The organism is Streptomyces sp. NPDC051136, assembly GCF_044455745.1.
Lineage (GTDB): Bacteria > Actinomycetota > Actinomycetes > Streptomycetales > Streptomycetaceae > Streptomyces.
Genome location: NZ_JBITFE010000004.1, coordinates 570636 through 589221 on the forward strand (window position 1 = coordinate 570636; position 18586 = coordinate 589221).

General features: G+C 74.9%; 13 protein-coding genes. All 13 read right to left on the bottom strand.

The genetic code is table 11. The features are described from left to right. Positions 1-2 precede the first annotated feature (2 nt). On the bottom strand, positions 3-1205 hold the full coding sequence (locus tag ACIBCJ_RS15055; RefSeq protein WP_362093232.1) for a SpoIIE family protein phosphatase: 1203 nt from the start codon (positions 1203-1205) through the stop codon (positions 3-5). Positions 1206-1360: 155 nt separating this feature from the next. After that, positions 1361-2386 (bottom strand): DUF6215 domain-containing protein, encoded by a 1026-nt coding sequence (locus ACIBCJ_RS15060; protein ID WP_365978242.1) that lies wholly within the window; start codon positions 2384-2386, stop codon positions 1361-1363. A 132-nt stretch (positions 2387-2518) separates the two neighbouring features. Beyond that, entirely contained in the window at positions 2519-3670 is a 1152-nt protein-coding gene (locus ACIBCJ_RS15065) for an enolase C-terminal domain-like protein (protein WP_365978243.1), read from the bottom strand. Between the two features lie 315 nt (positions 3671-3985). Next, positions 3986-5869: an ABC transporter ATP-binding protein gene (locus tag ACIBCJ_RS15070; protein ID WP_362093224.1), complete on the bottom strand. Its 1884-nt coding sequence runs from the start codon at positions 5867-5869 to the stop codon at positions 3986-3988. Between the two features lie 114 nt (positions 5870-5983). Further along, the gene (locus ACIBCJ_RS15075) at positions 5984-6985 is read right to left on the bottom strand and encodes a proline racemase family protein (protein WP_362093221.1); all 1002 of its coding nucleotides are present in this window, start codon (positions 6983-6985) and stop codon (positions 5984-5986) included. A gap of 2 nt (positions 6986-6987) precedes the next feature. Then, a complete protein-coding gene (locus ACIBCJ_RS15080; protein ID WP_365978244.1) occupies positions 6988-7884 on the bottom strand; it encodes a dihydrodipicolinate synthase family protein in 897 nt (298 codons plus the stop codon). Next, positions 7884-9359, bottom strand: a complete 1476-nt coding sequence (locus tag ACIBCJ_RS15085) for an NAD(P)/FAD-dependent oxidoreductase (RefSeq protein ID WP_365978245.1) — start codon at positions 9357-9359, stop codon at positions 7884-7886. Before ACIBCJ_RS15085 ends, ACIBCJ_RS15080 begins: the two co-directional genes overlap by 1 nt. After that, positions 9352-9642 (bottom strand): (2Fe-2S)-binding protein, encoded by a 291-nt coding sequence (locus tag ACIBCJ_RS15090; RefSeq protein ID WP_365978246.1) that lies wholly within the window; start codon positions 9640-9642, stop codon positions 9352-9354. Before ACIBCJ_RS15090 ends, ACIBCJ_RS15085 begins: the two co-directional genes overlap by 8 nt. Continuing rightward, the gene (locus ACIBCJ_RS15095; protein ID WP_365978480.1) at positions 9639-10802 is read right to left on the bottom strand and encodes an FAD-dependent oxidoreductase; all 1164 of its coding nucleotides are present in this window, start codon (positions 10800-10802) and stop codon (positions 9639-9641) included. Before ACIBCJ_RS15095 ends, ACIBCJ_RS15090 begins: the two co-directional genes overlap by 4 nt. Positions 10803-11076: 274 nt before the next feature. Beyond that, entirely contained in the window at positions 11077-13086 is a 2010-nt protein-coding gene (locus ACIBCJ_RS15100; protein ID WP_399282539.1) for an SWIM zinc finger family protein, read from the bottom strand. A 611-nt stretch (positions 13087-13697) separates the two neighbouring features. Beyond that, positions 13698-16742: an SNF2-related protein gene (locus ACIBCJ_RS15105; RefSeq protein ID WP_365978248.1), complete on the bottom strand. Its 3045-nt coding sequence runs from the start codon at positions 16740-16742 to the stop codon at positions 13698-13700. Positions 16743-16844: 102 nt separating this feature from the next. Beyond that, positions 16845-17426 carry a sugar kinase gene (locus ACIBCJ_RS15110; protein ID WP_362093207.1) on the bottom strand — a complete coding sequence of 194 codons (582 nt, stop codon included), beginning with the start codon at positions 17424-17426 and terminating at the stop codon, positions 16845-16847. Beyond that, the gene (locus ACIBCJ_RS15115; protein WP_133886135.1) at positions 17423-18571 is read right to left on the bottom strand and encodes an ROK family glucokinase; all 1149 of its coding nucleotides are present in this window, start codon (positions 18569-18571) and stop codon (positions 17423-17425) included. The genes ACIBCJ_RS15110 and ACIBCJ_RS15115 overlap by 4 nt, the downstream gene beginning before the upstream one ends. Positions 18572-18586: the final 15 nt, after the last annotated feature.

Below are 18586 nucleotides of genomic sequence, written 5' to 3' on the forward strand. Positions count from 1 at the left end.
TCTCATTTCCAGCTCAGGTGCAGCACGGCCACGTCGTCGGCGAGACCGCCCTGGCTCTCCGCGAGCGACTCGGTCCGGTCGATCAGCTCGTCGACGAAGGCGTCCGGGGGCAGCGCGGCCACCTCCCGCGCTATCCGCAGCAGCCCCTCCTCGCCCAGCCGTTCCCTGCCCCGGCCGACGTGTCCCTCGAAGAGTCCGTCGGTGAACAGCACCAGGGCCGCGCCCGCCGGTACCTCCAGCTCCCGCACCGGCCAGCGCGCCAGGTCGGGTACGACGCCCAGCGCGGGGCCGCCGTCGACCTCCACCCATTCCACGCGGCCGCCGGTGCGCAGCAGCAGTCCGGGGTGGCCGGCGCGGATCATCCGCACGTGCGGTTCCCCCGGTTCCCGGGTGAGGCTCGTGAGCGTGGCGAAGACCTGCGGGCCGCCGCGCTCGGCCACCAGGATCTCCTCCAGCCGGGCTATCTGCTCGGTGCCGGTGACACCGCTGAGCACCAGGGTGCGCCAGGCGATGCGCAGGGCGACTCCGAGGGCCGCCTCGTCGGGCCCGTGTCCGGAGACGTCGCCGATGAGCGCGTGCACGGCGCCGTCGGTGCTCTGCACGATGTCGTAGAGGTCGCCGCCGAGCAGTGCGTGGGCACGGCCGGGCCGGTAACGCGTCACGACCTCCACCGCGCCGTCGTTCAGCAGGGGGCGGGGCAGCAGGCCGCGCTCCAGGCGCGCGTTCTCCTGGGCCTGCATCTGGCTAGCCTGGAGGGCCACGGCCGCCTGCTCGGCCTGCTTGCGCTGGATCGCGTAGCGCACCGCCCGCCCGAACAGTTCGGGCTCGACGCGCCCCTTGACCAGGTAGTCCTGGGCTCCGGCGGCCACCGCCGCCAGTCCGGTCTCCTCCTCCGCGAGGCCGGTGAGGACGACCACGGCGACCTGCTCGGCGTGCGCCCGGATTCCGGACACGGCCTCCAGGCCCTGCGTGTCGGGCAGGTTCAGGTCCAGCAGGACGCAGTCCGGCATCTCGGCCGCGAGCGCCTCGCGTGCCTCGGCCATCGAGCGGACCCAGCGCAGGCCCATCGTCAGCGTGCTGTCGGCGACGAGCTCCTCGACCAGCAGGGCGTCGCCGGGATCGTCCTCCACCAGCAGCACGGAGGGTTCCCACCACTGCGAGGGTGTTCCCGGGTCGTCACTCCCGATGGGCGCGGGCGCTCTCATGGCCCATGACTGTGACACCGACACAATGCTCCCGTCCGTCTCCCCGTCCGTACGTCACAGAGGCTCCTGCTGCCGAAGAGCACCTGCCGAGAGCTTACCTGGCTCATTCGTCCATATGTTCCCGTCGGGTCACACCGTCCGTCCTGCCCGCCGGGTCACGCCGTCCGTTCGGGGATCGCCGGGAGGATCTTCTCGGCGATGTCGAGGAGGGCGGCGTCGTCCGGGAGGGCGCCGGCCTCGCTCCACACGGTGATCTCGCAGTAGCCGCCGGGGTCCTTCGCGCCGAGGGCCACGGACAGGGTTCTGGCCAGGGGGCCCTGTTCGACCGGTCCGCCGGATCCGCCGCCGCCGAGATCGATCTCGAACCGCATGGTGTGGTCCGAGGAGAGGACCGCGGGCCGGCCGAGGACCTTGAGCTTCTCGACGTCCGTCTCCTCCCCGAACTCCATCAGTTTCACGTACTGGGCGATCGAGAGGTCGTTGTAGGTGGCCGAGACGTCGACGGTGTAGGTGTCGAACTCGACCTTCGCTTCCGGCTGGGCGACCCTGCCGTCGGTCAGGGGTGCGGTGCCGCTGGAGGCGGACGCCCCCATCGCGGTCTCCGCCGGCGTGCCGAGGAGGCGGGGCAGGTCGGTCCTGTTGAGCGCCTTGCACAGGTCGTCGCCGGTGACCGCCCGCGACGTCTTGGTGTAGGCGCTCGGCAGCGGCTCGTCCTCCCCGGTGGGGCAGGAGGCGGCGTCCTGCGGGGTGCCGTGGGCGTCGGAGGGCATCAGTTCCGGGCCCAGCCACAGCGCGGCGGCGAGCGCCGCGAACACGGCGATCGCGGCGGCCGCCTGGCCCCAGGCGTTGGGCTCCTTCTCCTGGACGGCCGGGGCGGGAGGCTGCTGCGCCGGGACCTGAGGCTGCGCCTGCGCCTGCGGTTGCGGCCGGCCGTCGGCGTCGGGTGCCGTCGAGTCGGCGGAGGCGGCCGGGGCGGGGTGGCGTCGTGCGCGCAGGGCCTGGATCACCGTGTGGACGCGCACGGCGGTGAACAACAGGAAGGCCGCACCGATCGCCGCCGGGACCCACTCGCCGTCGTGGAGGGCCAGATACATGAGGCGCACGCCGAACACCGAGCCGACGACGACGAGGAGGGGTTCGCGAATCCAGAAGGGCAGGAGACGCACGATGAGACCGAACATGCGGTGATCTCACCAGGGCATGTGCGCAGCGGCCGTGATGGAGGCCACAATTCCGGCCCGGTACTCAACCGTGATCGAACAGGGCCGGACCCCGCCCTCCGCCGGGGCGCGCCGTGCGACCGGTCAGGGGTGTCAGTCCGGTCGCGTGCCGGCGACGCGGTAGGGCTCCGCGTCGCTCCACTTGACGTCCAGCCCGAGTCCAGGCCGGCCGGTGTCGGGGCGCAGGGCTCCGCCCTCGGGCAACGGGGTGCCGTCGAAGAGCAGGTGCTCCACGCGCACGTGGTCGTGGAAGTACTCCAGGTGCCGCAGCCTGCGCACCGCGCAGAAGGCGTGGGCGGAGACCGCCGGGGCGCAGTGGGCGGACAGGTCGAGGTGCCGGACGGCCGACAGGCCCGCGATCTCCAGCAGACCGGTGACACCGCCGCAGCGGGTCACGTCGGCCTGGAGGCAGTCGACGACCGGACCGCCGGGGCCGTCGACGAGGTTGGCGAAGTCCTGCGCGGTGAAGGCGTACTCCCCCGCGGCGATCTCCAGCCGCGCCGGCCCCCGCTCGCGCAGCAGCCGCAGCCCCTCCAGGTCGGCCGAGGCGACCGGCTCCTCGAACCAGCGCACGTCCCACTCGTCGTGGAGCCGGTGCGCCCAGTACAGGGCCTCCTTGCGGCCGAGTGCGCCGTTGGCGTCGGCGAAGAGTTCCGGTGCGGCGCCGATCGTCTCGCGTACGGCGGTGAGGCGGTCGGCGTCGCGTTCCGGGTGCCGCGAGGTCTTCAGCTTCACGCGCGGGATGCCCTGGGCGACCCATCCGCCGAGCTGGTCGGTGAGCCGGTCCTGCGGGTAGTTGGTGAAGCCTCCGCTGCCGTAGACGGGGACCCGGTCGTGGTGGGACGGCAGGAGGTGGACCAGGGGCAGGTCCAGCAGGCGCGCCTTGAGGTCCCACAGCGCCACGTCGACGGCGGACAGGGCCATGGCCCCGACGCCCGGGCGGCCCGCGTTGCGGATCTGCGCGGCCATCCGCCGGCCCAGCGCCGCCGGCGAGCCGACGTCCGCGCCCTCGATCACCGGGGCCAGCTTCGAGCGCACGAACGTGGCGGCCGAGACGTCGCCGTAGGTGTAGCCCAGCCCGGTCCTGCCGCCGGCGTGCACCCGCACGAGGACCAGGGTGGTGGAGTCCCACTCCAGGGTGCCGTCCTGCTCCGTGCCGCCGGGGCCGTCGGTGGGGACCTCGAAGGCGTGCACGTCGACCGCGTCGACCGTGCACCCGTCCAACGGCGCCGAGCCGCCCGGCATCAGGGGCGTCCGCGGCGGGACCCGGCGCATCCGGCCGGCTGCCGGCCCCCGCGCCGGCCCCCGCCCCGGGCCGCGTCGCGGGCGCGTCCCGCGGAGCGGGACTCCCGTGCGGGCGGGCGCTGCGGAACGAGGTCGGCGTCTTGGGTCACGGGACTCTCCTGGCCGGGCGGGAGCAACACTCGGGACGAACACTTCTGGAGTGCCTTCCCGGGACTCCGGCAAACCGGACGACCGTCACTCGTCGCCACTCGTCCGGTCGCCGCGCCGGCCGGGTCGGCCGGGTCGGCCGGGCCCCGGTGGCACTCCGGGCGCGGGTCACACCACCGGCACCGGGTCGGCCGGTCCGTGCGGGTCGCCGCCGGGGCGGGCTGCCGGGACCGGGCGGCCGGCGGCCGGCTCGGCGCTCTCGCCGAGGAAGCCGCCCGACTGGTGCTGCCACAGCCGGGCGTAGGCGCCGTCCGCGGCGAGCAGCTTCTCGTGGGTGCCCTGCTCGACGACGTGTCCGCGGTCGAGGACGACGAGGCGGTCCATGCCGGCGACGGTGCTCAGACGGTGGGCCACCACGAGGGCCGTACGGCCGTCCATCAGCCGCCACAGGGCGTCCTGGACGAGCAGCTCGCTCTCCGAGTCCAGTGCGCTGGTCGCCTCGTCGAGCAGCAGGATCGGGGCGTCGCGCAGGATGGCCCTGGCGAGTGCGACGCGCTGGCGCTGACCGCCCGACAGCTTCACTCCCCGCTCCCCCACCAGCGTGGCGAAGCCTTCGGGCAGCTGCTCGGCGAACTCGGTGACGTGCGCGGCCGCGGCGGCCGCGTGGACCTCCTCGTCGGTGGCGCCGGGCCGGGCGAAGGCGATGTTGTCCCGCAGACTGCGGTGGAACATGGCGGGTTCCTGCGGGACGTAGGCGATCAGTGAGCGCAGGTCGCTCTGGCGCAGCCTGCTGATGTCCTGACCGCCGATCAGGATGCGTCCCCGGTCGAGGTCCGCCATCCGCAGCAGGAGCCGGGTGAGCGTGGTCTTGCCGCCGCCGGACCTGCCGACCAGCCCGATCCTCGCGCCCGCGGGCACGTCGAGGTCGAGTCCCCGGAAGATCGGCTCGGCACCCGCGTGGGCGAAGGTCACCGCCTCGAAGCGGATGCCGGTGTCCCGCGGCGCGAGCGGCTCGGGCGTGTCGGCGTCCAGCACGGTGGGAGGGTCCAGGAGCAGCTCGGTGAACTGCGCGGCCTCGGTCATGGAGCTTTCCAGCCGCCGGTAGATCTGGTTGAACTCGAACATGATCTGGGTGGCGTTGGAGTAGTAGGTGAAGGCGACGACGACCTCCTCCACCGACTGGCCCGGGCCGCCGAAGGCGATGGCGACCAGCAGGCCCAGCACGTTGGTCAGTACGGACATGGGGGCGATCAGGGTGTCGACGCGCAGGTTGCCGTAGTCCCACGACTTCAGCGTCAGCCGCCGCGACTCGGCGACCCGGCTGCGGTGTTCGTCGCCCTCCCGCCGCTCCGCCGCGAACGCCCGGACGGTCTCCATGTTCATGAGGCTGTCGGCGACGTGGCCGGAGACCAGGGCGACAGCCGCCTCCCGCTCGTTGACCAGCCGCTGCCGGCGGCGGATCAGCGGTGTCGCGGCCGCCACGGTCAGCGCGATCATCACGAACAGCCCCACGACGAGCATCGGTTCGTAGCCCCACAGGACCACGGCACCGAAGACCAGGGGGACGAGACTGCCCACGATCCGGTACGTCACCGTGTCGACGAAGTCCTCGAAGCGCTTGCCGAAGCTGAGCACCCGCTTGGTGAGGGAGCCGGCGAAGTTGTCGTGGAAGAACGCGGCGTCCTTGGCGAGGAGTTCGTCCATGCCGCGCACGTACAGGTGCTCCATGCCGAGGGCGTCCACGCGGTTCAGGCAGTGCTGCCCGATCCGCCACACCACCTCGGCGAGCAGCAGCGTCACCCCGAAGCCCAGCACGTACGGCAGTGCCGTGCCGAGGGTCAGGCCGCCGTCGTCGCCGTCGGCGGCCTGACCGGCCAGCTTGGCGATGAGCAGGGGGGCGACGTAGCGGATGCCGATGTTGCCCACGGCGGGCAGCAGCAGCGCGGGCAGGGCGAGTCGTCGTAGTCGCAGCAGTTCACGGCCGTAGTGGCGCAGCGCCAGGACGACCGCGCTCCTGCCCGGCGCCGCCCCTCGTGCGTCTGTGGTGCCCATCACACTCCCGGTGGTTCGGAAGTCGGAATCTTCCCGTCGGACGGAGACCACAGTCCAGGCATTTAAGGCGGACCGTCGAGAATCGGACACCGGGCTCCGGCCCGCGCGAGTCCCTCAGAGGGTGAACCCGGCCGGGTAGGGGTCCGTGGGGTCGAGCAGGTACTGCGCGGTGCCGGTGATCCATGCGCGGCCGGTGACGGACGGGAGGACCGCGGGGCGGCCGCCGACGGTCGTCTCCCCCAGGACGCGGCCGACGAACCGGGAGCCGATGAACGACTCGTTGACGAAGTCCCGGCCGGCCGGCAGCAGACCGCGGGCGTGCAGCTGGGCCATCCGGGCGCTGGTGCCGGTGCCGCAGGGCGACCGGTCGAACCAGCCCGGGTGGATCGCCATGGCGTGCCGCGAGTGCTCCGCGGTCGAGCCGGGGGCCTCCAGGTAGACGTGGTGGCACACGTCGATCTCCGGGTTCTCCGGGTGGGACACCGGGTTCTGCCCGTTGATCGCGTCCATGACGGCCAGCCCGGCGTCGAGCAGTGCCTGCTTGTGCGCCCGCCCGAAGGGGATGCCCAGGTCGTCGGTGCGGACGAAGGCGTAGAAGTTGCCGCCGTAGGCGATGTCGTAGCGCACCCGCCCGTGCCCGGGGACGTCGACGACCTGGTCCAGCGCGTGGCAGTACGAGGCGACGTTCTCCAGGGTCACCGACTCGGCGCGGCCCTCGCGCACCCGCACCCGGGCCGTGACGAGTCCCGCCGGGGTGTCCAGCCGTACGGCGGTCTCCGGCTCGGTCACCTCGACCATGCCGGTCTCGACGAGGACCGTCGCGACACCGATGGTGCCGTGGCCGCACATCGGCAGGCAGCCGGAGACCTCGATGAAGAGCACGCCGTAGTCGGCGTCCGGCCGGGTCGGCGGCTGCAGGACGGCCCCGGACATCGAGGCGTGCCCGCGGGGTTCGCACATGAGCAGGGTGCGCAGGTGGTCGCGTTCGGCGACGAACCGCCGGCGCCGCTCGGCCATCGTCGCACCGGGGAGGACTCCCACCCCGCCCGTGATCACGCGGGTGGGCATGCCCTCGGTGTGCGAGTCGACGGCGTGGTAGCAGACCGTCGAGCGCATCGTCAGTTCACCCCGGCGTCGACGAGGGCCTGGGTGGCGGCGCGTACGACGGCCTCCGTCTCCGGGGCCAGCGGCCGCCGTGGCGGCCGGCAGGGACCGCCGCGGCGGCCGGTCAGCTCCTGGCCGAGCTTGATGGCCTGGACGAACTCCGTCCGGCTGTCCCACCGCAGCACCGGGTGCAGCCGCCGGTAGAGCGGCAGGGCCGTCTCCAGGTCGCCCCGGACGGACGCCTCGTACAGGGCGCGGCAGGCCCGGGGGAAGACCTGCGGGTAACCCGCGACCCAGCCCTTGGCGCCCGCGACGGCGACCTCCAGCACGGTGTCGTCGGTACCGATCAGGAGGTCGAGGCCGGGGGCCAGTTCGGCGATCTCGTAGCAGCGCCGGACGTCGCCGGAGAACTCCTTGACCCCGACGACGAACCCTTCGGCGTGCAGCTTGGCCAGCAGGTCGGGGCGCAGGTCCACCTTGGTGTCGACGGGGTTGTTGTACGCGGTGACGGGCAGGCCGACGGAGGCCACCCGTTCGAAGTGTTCGAGCACGGCGCGGTCGTCGGCGCGGTAGGAGTTGGGCGGCAGGCACATGACGGCCTGACAGCCCGCGTCCTTGGCGAAGCGGGCGTGCCGCTCGGCCTCGCGGGCGCCGTAGGCGCCGACGCCCGGCATGACGGTGAACCCTTCGGGGGCGTTCGCGACGGCCGTCTCGACGACGCGGTCGCGCTCCTCGTGGGTGAGGGTCTGGTACTCGCCCAGCGACCCGTTCGGTGCGACGCCGTGCATCCCCTGCCCGGCGAGGTGGGCGACGCTCTCGCCGTAGGCGCCGAAGTCGACCGAGAGGTCGTCGTGGAACGGCAAGCTGGTCGCGACGATGACGCCGTGCCAGGGCTTTCGGGTCTCGCTCATCAACACTCCTCGTGGTGTTCGCCGCCGTCCGTCGAGGCCGGCCGTCCTTCGTCGAGACCCGCGAGCGACCCGAGGGTCACGGGCGTCGCGACGAGCCGTTCCGCAGGCTCGTAGGCCCGCTCCGGTGCCGTGAGGCAGTGCACGGCGGGTCCGCACATCCGGCCCTGGCACCAGCCCATACCGGCCCGGGTCAGTTGTTTGACCTGCCGGTGGTCGCGGGCCCCGGCGGCCCGGGCGGCCAGGACCGCACCGGCGGTCACCTCCTCGCAACGGCACACGACGGTGTCGTCGCACAGCCACGACGGCCAGGCGGGAGGAACCGGGTGAGCCAGTGCCATCGCCCGGGCGAAGGCGCGGTGGCGGGCCACCGCGGAACGTACCGCGGCAGCCCGCCGGTTCGCCGGTCGCCGGCCGGCCGGTGCGCGGGCGGCGCCGGAGTCGGCGAGGACCGACTCCGCGGCCAGGCGGCCCTCGTGCACGGCGAGGGCGGCCCCGCCCACGCCGCAGGTCTCCCCCGCGGCGTAGACGCCGGGGACGGTGGTGCGCTGCCCCGCGTCGACGGCGGCCACCGCGTTGCCGTCGGCCGAGTCCGTGAGCGCGCAGCCGAGCGGGACGAGCAGGTCGAGTCGGGGCACGAAGCCCCAGCCGACACCGACGGCGTCGACCTCGACACGGCGCCGCGTACCCGGGCGCGGGCGTCCGTCCGGCATCAGTGAGGCGATCCGTACCGACGTCACGCGCTCGTCGCCGTCCGCTCCGACGATCGCCGTGCGCGGGCGGACCGGTATGCGGTGACGCAGGAGCGCGGCGGCGTAACCGGCTCCCTCGGTCCACTTGCCGGGGTTGCGCAGCAGCGGCCCCGGGTGCCGCAGCCAGGCCCGCGGGTGGGCGGCCTCGCAGACCGCGACCACCTCGACGCCGCGCGCCGCGAGCCCGGCGGCGACCGGCAGCAGGAACGGGCCGGTGCCGCCCAGCGCCACGCGTCTCCCTGCCGTGACTCCGCCGCCCTTGAGCAGCGCCTGGAGACCGCCGACGGTCAGGACCCCGGGCAGGTCCCAGCCGGGGAAGGGCAGCGCGCGGTCGTGGGCGCCGGTGGCCACGAGGAGCCTCGGCGCCCGCAGCACCACGGCGTTCTCCCGCGGCGCCTCACGGCGGTCGACCGCGTGGATCGCGAATCCGTCGCCCTCGCGGACGGCGCACCACGCGTGGTGCTCCGGACGCAGGTCGAGCCGGCCCGCCGCGCGGTGCGCCGCCGACGCCTCGCACAGGGCCCGGTAGGTGCGCAGTCCGTGGTGCAGGTCGTCGGTGGGCACGGCCGCGCGCGCGTGCTCCGGCGGGTGCCGCCAGTACTGGCCGCCGACGGCGGCGCCCGAGTCGACCAGTACGACACGCAGTCCACCGTTCAGCGCCGTGACCGCGGCGGCCAGACCGGCCGGCCCCGCGCCCACGACGACGAGGTCCGTCCGCTCACTCATCGTCCTCCTCCCGGGTCGCGTCGTCCTGTGGTGTCTCGTCGTCCTCCCGGGTCGTGACGGCCATGCCGGGGCGGGCCCGCACCAGGCAGGCGCGCTGCCCGCCGGCTCCGTCGACCGTCACGAGGCAGTCGAAGCAGACACCGATAGCGCAGAACACGCCGCGCGGACGGTGTCCGACGCGGCTGGTGCGCCAGGCGAGGCGGCCCGCGGCGACCAGGGCCGCCGCGACCGTCTGCCCCTCGACGAACGGCAGGGACTCGCCGTCGACGACGAACTCGCTCACCGGTGTGCACCTCCGGGGCCGAGCAGGCGGTCGGGGAGCAGTCGGGTGTGGGCGGCGGGATCGGCGCCGCGCCAGGGGCGGCCGAGCAGGTGGGCCGTGACGAGTGCGCCGGTCGCGGGGGCGAGACCGATGCCCGCTCCTTCGTGACCGCAGGCGTGGACGACGCCCGGCACCCGCGGGTCCGGACCGATCACGGGCAGGTGGTCGGGGCAGTACGGGCGGAACCCGCGGTAGACGCGCATCAGATGGACCGCGCGCAGGAAGGGGAACAGCCGGCATGCCTGGGCCGCCAGCCTCGTGACCACGGCGATGTTCATCCTCGTGTCGAAGCCGACGCGTTCCCGGCTGGCGCCGATGAGGAGCGTGCCGCCGCGGGTGCTCTCCACGACGCAGGAGGTCTCCAGTCCGGCGTCCGAGGAGGCGACGCCCGCGACGTAGTCGGCGGAGTAGACCTTGTGCCGGACCATCGGCGGCAGCGGTTCGGTCACCAGGACGAAGCCGCGGCGCGGCAGCACCTCGACGGGAGCGCCGAGCCGTCGGCCGACCTCACCGCCCCAGGTCCCGGCCGCGTTGACGACGGCGTCGGCGGGCAGGACGTCACCGGCGGCCGTCCGGACGCCGGTGATCCGGCCGCCGCCGGTCTCCGCGCCGACGACCTCCCCCGCGTGCCGGCGCGCGCCGCGCCGCACGGCGGCCCGCAGCAGTGCGGCCGCCGCCAGCACCGGCTGCACCTGGGCGTCCTGCGGGTAGTGGACGCCACCGGGGAGGCCGGGCGCGAGGTGGGGTTCGAGGTCCCGCACCCGGTCGACCCGCTCGACGCGGACCCCGGCCGCCTCCTGCCGGGCCGCGAACTCACCGAGCGCGGCGAGGCCTTCGGCGGTGCTCGCCACGACCAGGCCGCCCTTGGGCTCCAGTTCGAGGCGGTCGGGGCCGAGTTCCCGGCCCGCCTCCTCCCACAGGGTGCGGCTCAGCTGCGCGAGGGCCAGTTCGGGGCCGGGCTCCTTGTCGGAGACGAGGACGTTGCCCTCTCCGCGGCTCGTGGTCCCGGCGCCGACGGGTCCGCGGTCGACGACCGTGACGTCCATGCCCGCCGCGGCGGCGTGGAAGGCACAAGCGGTGCCGACGATGCCGGCACCCACGACGACGACCTTGAGCGTCAACGGCTCCTCCTCCGTGCATCGCACCACACTGTGCAATGTCACATGCCATTGCGGAGGCTACGCATTCGACGGACCGCTGACAATGCCCCCTTCGGGCCGCTGACAACGCACCCTTTCGTGTCGGCGGTGCCGTCGGCGCGGTGGGGTGGAGTGCGGGCTGCGGTGGGGTGGAGCGCGTGCTGCGGTGGGGTGGAGTGCGTACTGCGGTGGTGACGGGCCCGCTCCGGTGGTGGTGTGAACGCTCCGGTGGCGGTGCTGCGGGCGGGTCGGGCGGTCAGAGGTCGACGCGGGTGCCCAGGCCCGTGAGGGCGCCGACCGGGTCGAGGTCGGGAGTGCCGCGCGGCCACCAGTCCTCGCGGTCCGGCTCGGACTCGTACGCGAACCAGAGACCCGAACGGCCGAGTCTGAGCTGGACATGGCCACGGGGGTGGGTGAGGCGGTTGCGCCAGGGGCGGAAGGCCGGGAGATCGGCGGCGAGCAGCAGCGGGCGGGCGCGGTCGAAACGGCCGGCCGGCGGGTCCCAGGGCTCCTCCAGGACGTCGAGGCCCTCCGGGCCGCCCTGCCGCCAGGCGGCGACGGCCCGTGCCAGCTCCGCCGTGTCGCGCCCGGCGGCCGAGGCGAGGGACGCGTAGAGCGCGCGGGTGCCCGCGGTGAGGCCGGAGCCGGGGCGTGCCGCGGCGAGGCGGACGGCGTCCTGCCACAGCGTCAGCCCGCCGACCGGGTCGCGCCCCGTCGCGAGCAGGGCGTGGGCGCGGGCGGCCGCGTCGGTGGCGAGCTGGTCCAGCGCGAACGGGTCGGGGCCGCCCGGAGCGGCCGGGTAGGCCGGTGGCTGTTCGGGATGCGGGGGCACGGGAAGCGGCGCGGGGAGCGGCGGCAGGACGCGCCGGGACAGGGCCTCCCCGGCCCGGACGCCGGGCAGGGGCGCGGGGCCCCGGTCCTGGGCCGCACGTGCCGCGCGAGCCGCGTTCCGCCGGGACAGGGCGTCGAGCAGTTCCCGTTCGCCCCGGCCGCGCAGCAGGAGCAGGACGAACGGGTCGGCGTCTAGCAGGCGTGCCGTCTGGTAGCAGAGGGCGGCTGCGTGTTTGCAGGGGTGTCCGGAGTCGGGACAGCTGCACTGCGGGGTCAGGTCGCCGGGTCCGGGGAGCAGCGGGACGCCGCTGTCGGCGAGGTCGGCCAGGGAGTGCGGAAGCTCCTTGTCGAGGAGGGCGGCGATGTGCCCGGGCCGCTCGACGGCGGCGTCCAGGAACCGGTCCCAGTCGGCGTCGCGCAGCGTCCGCAGGCGCACCTGCACACGGTACGGCCGGGCGCGGCCGCCCTGTACGTAGGCGAGGACCAGCCCGGGCGTCACGGTGATGGCGTCCACGTGCCCGCGCTCGGCGTATCCCCGCCCGCGCTCCAGCCGCGCGGCGTCCAGGGCACCCTCCTCCAGCGCGGTCACCCAGGCGTTGCCCCACCACGTCCCCGCGAGGCCCTCGTCCGCGGCCGTCCGGGGCCCGAGCGCGGGGAAGGTGCGCCGGAGCTCGCCGTCACGGCCCGGGGCCGCCATCGAGCGGGGGGCACGGGGTCTCGCGGGCGGCGACGAGGAGGCCGCCCGGCCGCGCGCCGCCGACGCAGGCTCCGGGTGCCGCGGCCGCTCGGTGACGGGCGCGGACGGGTCCGTGGGGTCCGTGGCCCGGGCGGGGCGGGGGGAGGCGGGGGCATGGGTGGGGACCTGGGTCGGAGCTTGAGCGGGTGCGGCGCCGGTGGCCGGGACCGCGCGGGGCGAGGGCCACGTGGGCTCCTCCTCCTGCCCTTCTTCCCCTCCCTCCCCTGCCTCCGGCTCCCGCGTCGAGTCCGGCTGCCGCTCCGGCTTCGATGCCCGCTCCCGTTCCCACTCCGAGTGCGGCTCCGGCCTCGGCCCCTGCTCCACTTCTGATGCGGGCTCCGGCTCCGGCTCTCCTTCGGACTCCGGTTCCTCACCCGGTTCCCGCGACGGGGCCGTCCGGTCCTCGGCCGACGAGCCACCGGCCCGCTTTTCGGCGGACCCGGGCTGTCCGGCGGGCAGGGCCTCGGCGGCCGGCTCCACGCCCGCGTCCCTGTCCATCTCCACGTCCGTGTCCGCGTCCCAGTCCGCGGGCAGTCGGAACGCGCCCGAGACGAAATCGCGTACGGCGCGAGCGCGGGCGTCGGCGGTGCCCGCGCCGCCTGCCCGGGGCTGTCGCCCGGACGGGCGGGACGATCGCCGGGTGCTCGCCGGTCCTTCCCTGGCCGCGTCCACCTTCGCCTGGCGACGAGCCGCCCGCAGCGCCTCCCGCGCCGCGTCCGCCGGTCGGCCGCCACCCCGGTCCGCGGAGCCGGGAGAGGATGCCGCGTCGGGGGCCGCCGGAACGGCCGACTCGGCCGGGTCATCGGATCCGTCCGCTGCTCCCCCGGGTTCCTCCGCGCCTGCCGGAACTGCCGAACTCGCCGGACGGGCCGGACGGGCCGGACCCGCCCACTCCCCCGGACCGGTCGGCTCCTGCGGACGCGCAGGATCCCCGGGCCCTGCCCCATGCCCCGGTGACGGCGACGGCGACAGCGACAGGTCAGGCGGCGGAACGGACGGCACGTCCGACGGTGCACCCTCGGGGCTGTGCGCCTCCCCCTGCCGGGCGGACCGCGCGTTGCGCAGCGCGGCGCGGGCGATGTCCCCGGGACGCGGCTCGGTCGGCTCGGCCGGCTGCCGAAGCGGACCGTCCTCCCGGCCCGCGGCCGACGCCGACGGCGACAGCGACTGCGACTGCGACGGCGACACCGAGGACTCCGACGACGCCGATGCCGAGGGCGCCGCCTCCGTCTCCGCGCTCGCGCCCGTACCCTCGCCCCGCTCGCGGGCCTCCCGCAGCGCGCGGCGGGCCTCGTCGGCGGGCCGGGGGGTCATGACGGCCTCCGCAGGGACACCAGGTCGGACAGCTCACGGGCCGTCAGCTCGGTGAGGGCGGACTCTCCGGCGCCGAGGATCGCGTCGGCCAGGGCCCGCTTGGACTGGAGCATCTCGGCGATACGGTCCTCGACCGTGCCCTCCGTGATGAGCCGGTGGACCTGGACCGGCTGGGTCTGGCCGATGCGGTAGGCGCGGTCCGTGGCCTGTTCCTCCACGGCCGGGTTCCACCAGCGGTCGAAGTGCACGACGTGACCGGCGCGGGTGAGGTTCAGGCCGGTGCCGGCGGCCTTCAGAGACAGGACGAGGACGGGGGTCGCCCCGCTCTGGAAGCGGTCCACCATCCGCTCGCGCTCGGGCACCGGCGTACCGCCGTGCAGCAGGTCCACCGGGACCGCGCGGGCGGCGAGGTGGGAGGTGATGAGCCGGGCCATGCCGACGTACTGCGTGAAGACCAGTACGGAGCCGTCCTCCGCGAGCACCGTGTCCAGCAGCTCGTCCAGCAGGGCCAGCTTGCCCGAGCGGGCGGTCATCCGGTCGGTCCCGCCCGGCTGCTGCTCGGCCTCCTTGAGGAAGAGCGCCGGGTGATCGCAGATCTGCTTGAGCGAGGTCAGCAGTTTGAGGACGAGACCGCGGCGGCCCATGCCCTCGGCCGCCTCGATGGCGAGCATCGACTCGCGCACCACCGCCTCGTACAGCGCGGCCTGTTCCCGGGTGAGCGGAACGGGGTGGTCCGTCTCGGTCTTCGGCGGCAGCTCGGGGACGATGCCCGGGTCGGACTTCCTGCGGCGCAGCAGGAAGGGGCGGATGAGCCGGGCGAGCCGCTCCACCGCCTGGTCGTCCTCGCCGTTCTCCACGGCGCGCGCGTGCCGGGCGCGGAAGGACTTCAGGGGGCCGAGCAGTCCGGGGGTGGTCCAGTCGAGCAGGGCCCACAGCTCGGAGAGGTTGTTCTCCACGGGGGTGCCGGTGAGCGCCACCCGCGCCGGGGACGGGATGGTGCGCAGGGCCTTCGCCGTCGCCGAGTACGGGTTCTTCACGTGCTGGGCCTCGTCCGCGACGACCATGCCCCAGGACCGCTCGGCCAGAGTCGTGGCGGCGGACCGCATGGTGCCGTACGTGGTGAGGACGAAGCCGCCGGTCAGGTCGTCGAGGGTGCGGTCGGGGCCGTGGAAGCGGCGGACCGGTACGCCCGGCGCGAACCGCTCGATCTCCCGCTGCCAGTTGCCCAGCAGGGAGGCGGGGCAGACGACGAGGGTCGGCTCGGTCCGGGCCCGCTTCAAGTGGAGGGCGATGACGGTGACGGTCTTGCCGAGGCCCATGTCGTCGGCGAGGCAGCCGCCGAGGCCGAGCGAGGTCATGAGGTCGAGCCAGGCCAGGCCGCGCAGCTGGTAGTCGCGGAGGGTGGCGCGCAGACCGGGCGGCGCTTCGGCGGGACGCACCCCCGCCGTGAGCCGGTCGCGCAGGGCGGCCAGCGCGCCGACGGGCACCACGTCGACGGTCTCGCCGTCGGCCTCCGCGCTGCCGGTGAGGGCGACGGAGAGGGCGTCGACCGGGTCGAGCAGGCCCAGGTCGCGCTTGCGGGCCCGGCGGACGAGCGACGGGTCGACGAGGACCCACCGGTCGCGGAGCCGGACCACCGGGCGGTGCGCCTCCGCCAGGGTGTCCATCTCCGCCTCGGTGAGAGGGTCGCCGCCGATGGCCAGCTGCCAGCGGAACTGGAGCAGGTCCTCGCTCTCGAAGAAGCCCGTGCCGTCGGTCGCCGAGCCGGGCGCGGTCCTGACCACCGCGGTCGCGGTGAGGTCCTGGGCCAGGTCGCGGGGCCAGTGCACGGCGACCCCGGCGGCGGCGAGCCGGGCGGCGGCGACCCCCAGCAGGTCGGTGACCTCGTCCTCGGACAGGCCGAGCACGTCGGGGACGTCCTGCTCGGCGAGCCGGTCGAGGGGCGGCCACACCCGGGCGGCGCGCCGCACCGCGAGGGCCGCGTCCACGCGCGCGCGGGGGCCGAACGCGTCGTCGGCCGTGCCCGACCACAGGTCGGCGGCGTCGGCCACGAGGGTGGGGTCGGCGAGGCTGTGCACCTGGACGACCGCCGCGCCCGCGTTGCGCACGCCGGCGGGTCCGCCGCCTTCCGTGCCCGCGCCCCCGTCCGCGTCCCGGTCGAAGAGGTCGTACGCGGACAGGTCCAGGCGGAGGGAGATCCGCACGCCCGCGTCCATGCCGGCGGCGACCTCCGCGGCCCAGTCGTGGGCATCGGGCAGGCGCTGGGCCCCGCGGGCGGCGAACGGCCGGCCCGAGGCGTGGGGCGCGGCCGGGGTGCGGGGCAGGGTGTCGGCGACGGCGTCGAGGAAGGCGCGGATCAGCGCTTCCGGCTCCGGCAGCCGGACCGGTCCGGGGCCGTCGAGCGGGACCGCGTGGCCCTCCGGCGGCAGGGCGGCGGCCACGGCCCGCAGGTGCGCGATGTCGTCGGGGTCGAGCGGGCCGGCCCGCCAGGCGTCGTGTCCGGTCGCGGTCAGGCCGGGCAGCAGCCGGCCGCGCGCGGTGAGCCGCAGGGCGTGCAGGGCCGCCGCGCCCCAGCAGGCGGAGGCCGGGTGCGCGGCCGGATCGTGCCGGGCCCGCACCAGGACGGGCAGCGCATCGGCGAGCGGCAGCGACACCGCGGGCGTGGTCCTGCGGCGCACACCGGTGCCGTGCGGGCGCACGACGGTCAGCTCCGTGGCTCCGGCCGGCCGGGCTCCGCTCCCGATGCCCAGCCCCTCTCCGGCACCGGCACCGGCACCGGCACCGGCAGAATCACCCGCGGGCCGGTCCCCGGCGGACGCGACGTCGACGGGACGGCCGTCGGCCCCGCCCTCGGGGACGAGGCCGGTGAGGGGCCCGCCGTCGGGGTCCCAGAAGGCGACCCTGCCCTCGCGCGGCAGCGGCGCCGGCAGGAAGACGGCCGCGAGCCGCGGGGGCAGCCGCTCCGCGTCCGGGTCCCCGCTCCCCGCCGGCTCCCCCGCCCTGCCGGGAGCCGTCCTGTCCGTCACGGCCGTGTCGCCCATACGTCCTGTCACCTCCCGCCCGTCAGCCCGATCAGATGTCTTCGACTCTACGGGCGGGGTCTGACAATCGGCTCCGGCGGCCTTCCGGCCGGTCCCGGAGCCCTACGGAACGGTGTGCGAGACGACGTACACCATCGGGTAGTCGGGGTTGGCCATGTTCACGACGACGTCCTGGGTGGGCGCCGGGTCCTCCTGCTCCTTGACGACGCCCCACCAGGAGCCGGAGCCGCCGAACTCCCAGCCGGTCACCCGCTGGGCGCGGTCGCTGATCGCGATCCGGTCCTTCTTCAGCGCGTGCCGGTCGACGCCCAGCCCCGCGAGGAAGACGTCGAGACCCGCGCGGGTGGTCTCGAACTGGACGTAGAGCCGGCTGGTCCTCCAGTTGTTCGTCTCGTAGTACGCGACCTCGTCGGACGGGACCGGGACGGGCACCTCGTAGATGCGGCGCTGCAACTTGGACGGCCAGCCGTCGGTCATGCCGGTCGCCGCGTACTTCGCCTCCTTGTCCCGGCCGCTGTCGCGGCTCTGGCCGGCGGAGATCGCGAGGTAGCCGGCCGGGACGCCGATGAGCAGCACGATGATGAGCAGGGTGAGCGCTCGGCGGCGGATCATGTGCCTGCGGTCCTCGCCCGGCGGCCCGGGCTCCTGCGGGGGCGCCGCCTGCTGCGGCATGGTCTCCGTCACTGGGCCTCCCCGGTCCCGCGGCGCGCCTCGGCGTACCGCTCGTAGCGCTCGTACCGCTCCACCCGGCGCCGCTTGGCCCGCCGGAACCGGCGGGCGACCAGCCGGGCCAGGTCGGCGGCGCCCACCATGCCGGCCTCGGGGCCGAGCTGGGCGCGGACGATGCGGGCCTCGGGACGGTAGCCGCGCCCGGTGAGCTGCCGCTTGAAGGCGTCGCGGGCGGGGCCGATCAGCAGGTCGTCGGCGGCGCTGACCCCGCCGCCGATCACGAAGCAGGACGGGTCGAGGGCCGCGGCGAGGTTGGCGATGCCGACGCCGAGCCACTGTCCGATGTCCTGGAGCAGCTCGATGCACATGGCGTCGCCGTCGCGGGCCAGCTCGGTGATCATCGGGCCGGTGATGTCGCCGATGCTCCCCTTGACGTGCTCGATGATCCCGTACGCCACCGGCGAGTCGGCGGCGGCCAGCTCACGGGCCTCCCTGACCAGGGCGTTGCCCGAGCTGTACTGCTCCCAGCAGCCGCGGTTGCCGCACGGGCAGCGGTGACCGCCGGGGACGACCTGCATGTGTCCGAACTCGCCGGCGACGCCGTACTTGCCGCGCTTGACCTGGCCCTCCTCCAGGATCGCGCCGCCGATGCCGGTGCCGAGCGTGATCATGACCAGGTGGTCCTCGCCGCGGCCGGCGCCGAAGCGCCACTCGGCCCAGGCGGCCGTGTTGGCGTCGTTGTCCACCAGGACGGGCACGGCGAGCCGGCCGGCGATGCGGTCGCGCAGCGGTTCGTTGCGCCAGGACAGGTGGGGGGCGAACAGCACGCGGTTGCGGTCGGCGTCGACCCAGCCGGCCGCGCCGATGCCCACGGCGTGCACGTCGTGCCGGTCGGAGAGGTCGAGGACCAGCTCGACGATCGTGTCCTCGACGACCTTCGGGCTCTTGGACTTGTCCGGGGTCTCCGTGCGGAGCTTCTCCAGGATGTTGCCGTCGGCGTCGACGACACCCGCCATGACCTTCGTGCCGCCGATGTCGATGCCGACCGTGGGCACGCGGGGTGCCGACAGGTGCGAGCGGCGTTCCCTCGTGCCCACGGTGCGCAGGACGGGGGCGCGGCGGGAGCCGATGGGGGCGGTGAAGTCGCGGTAGGTGCTCATCGGGTGCGATTGTGC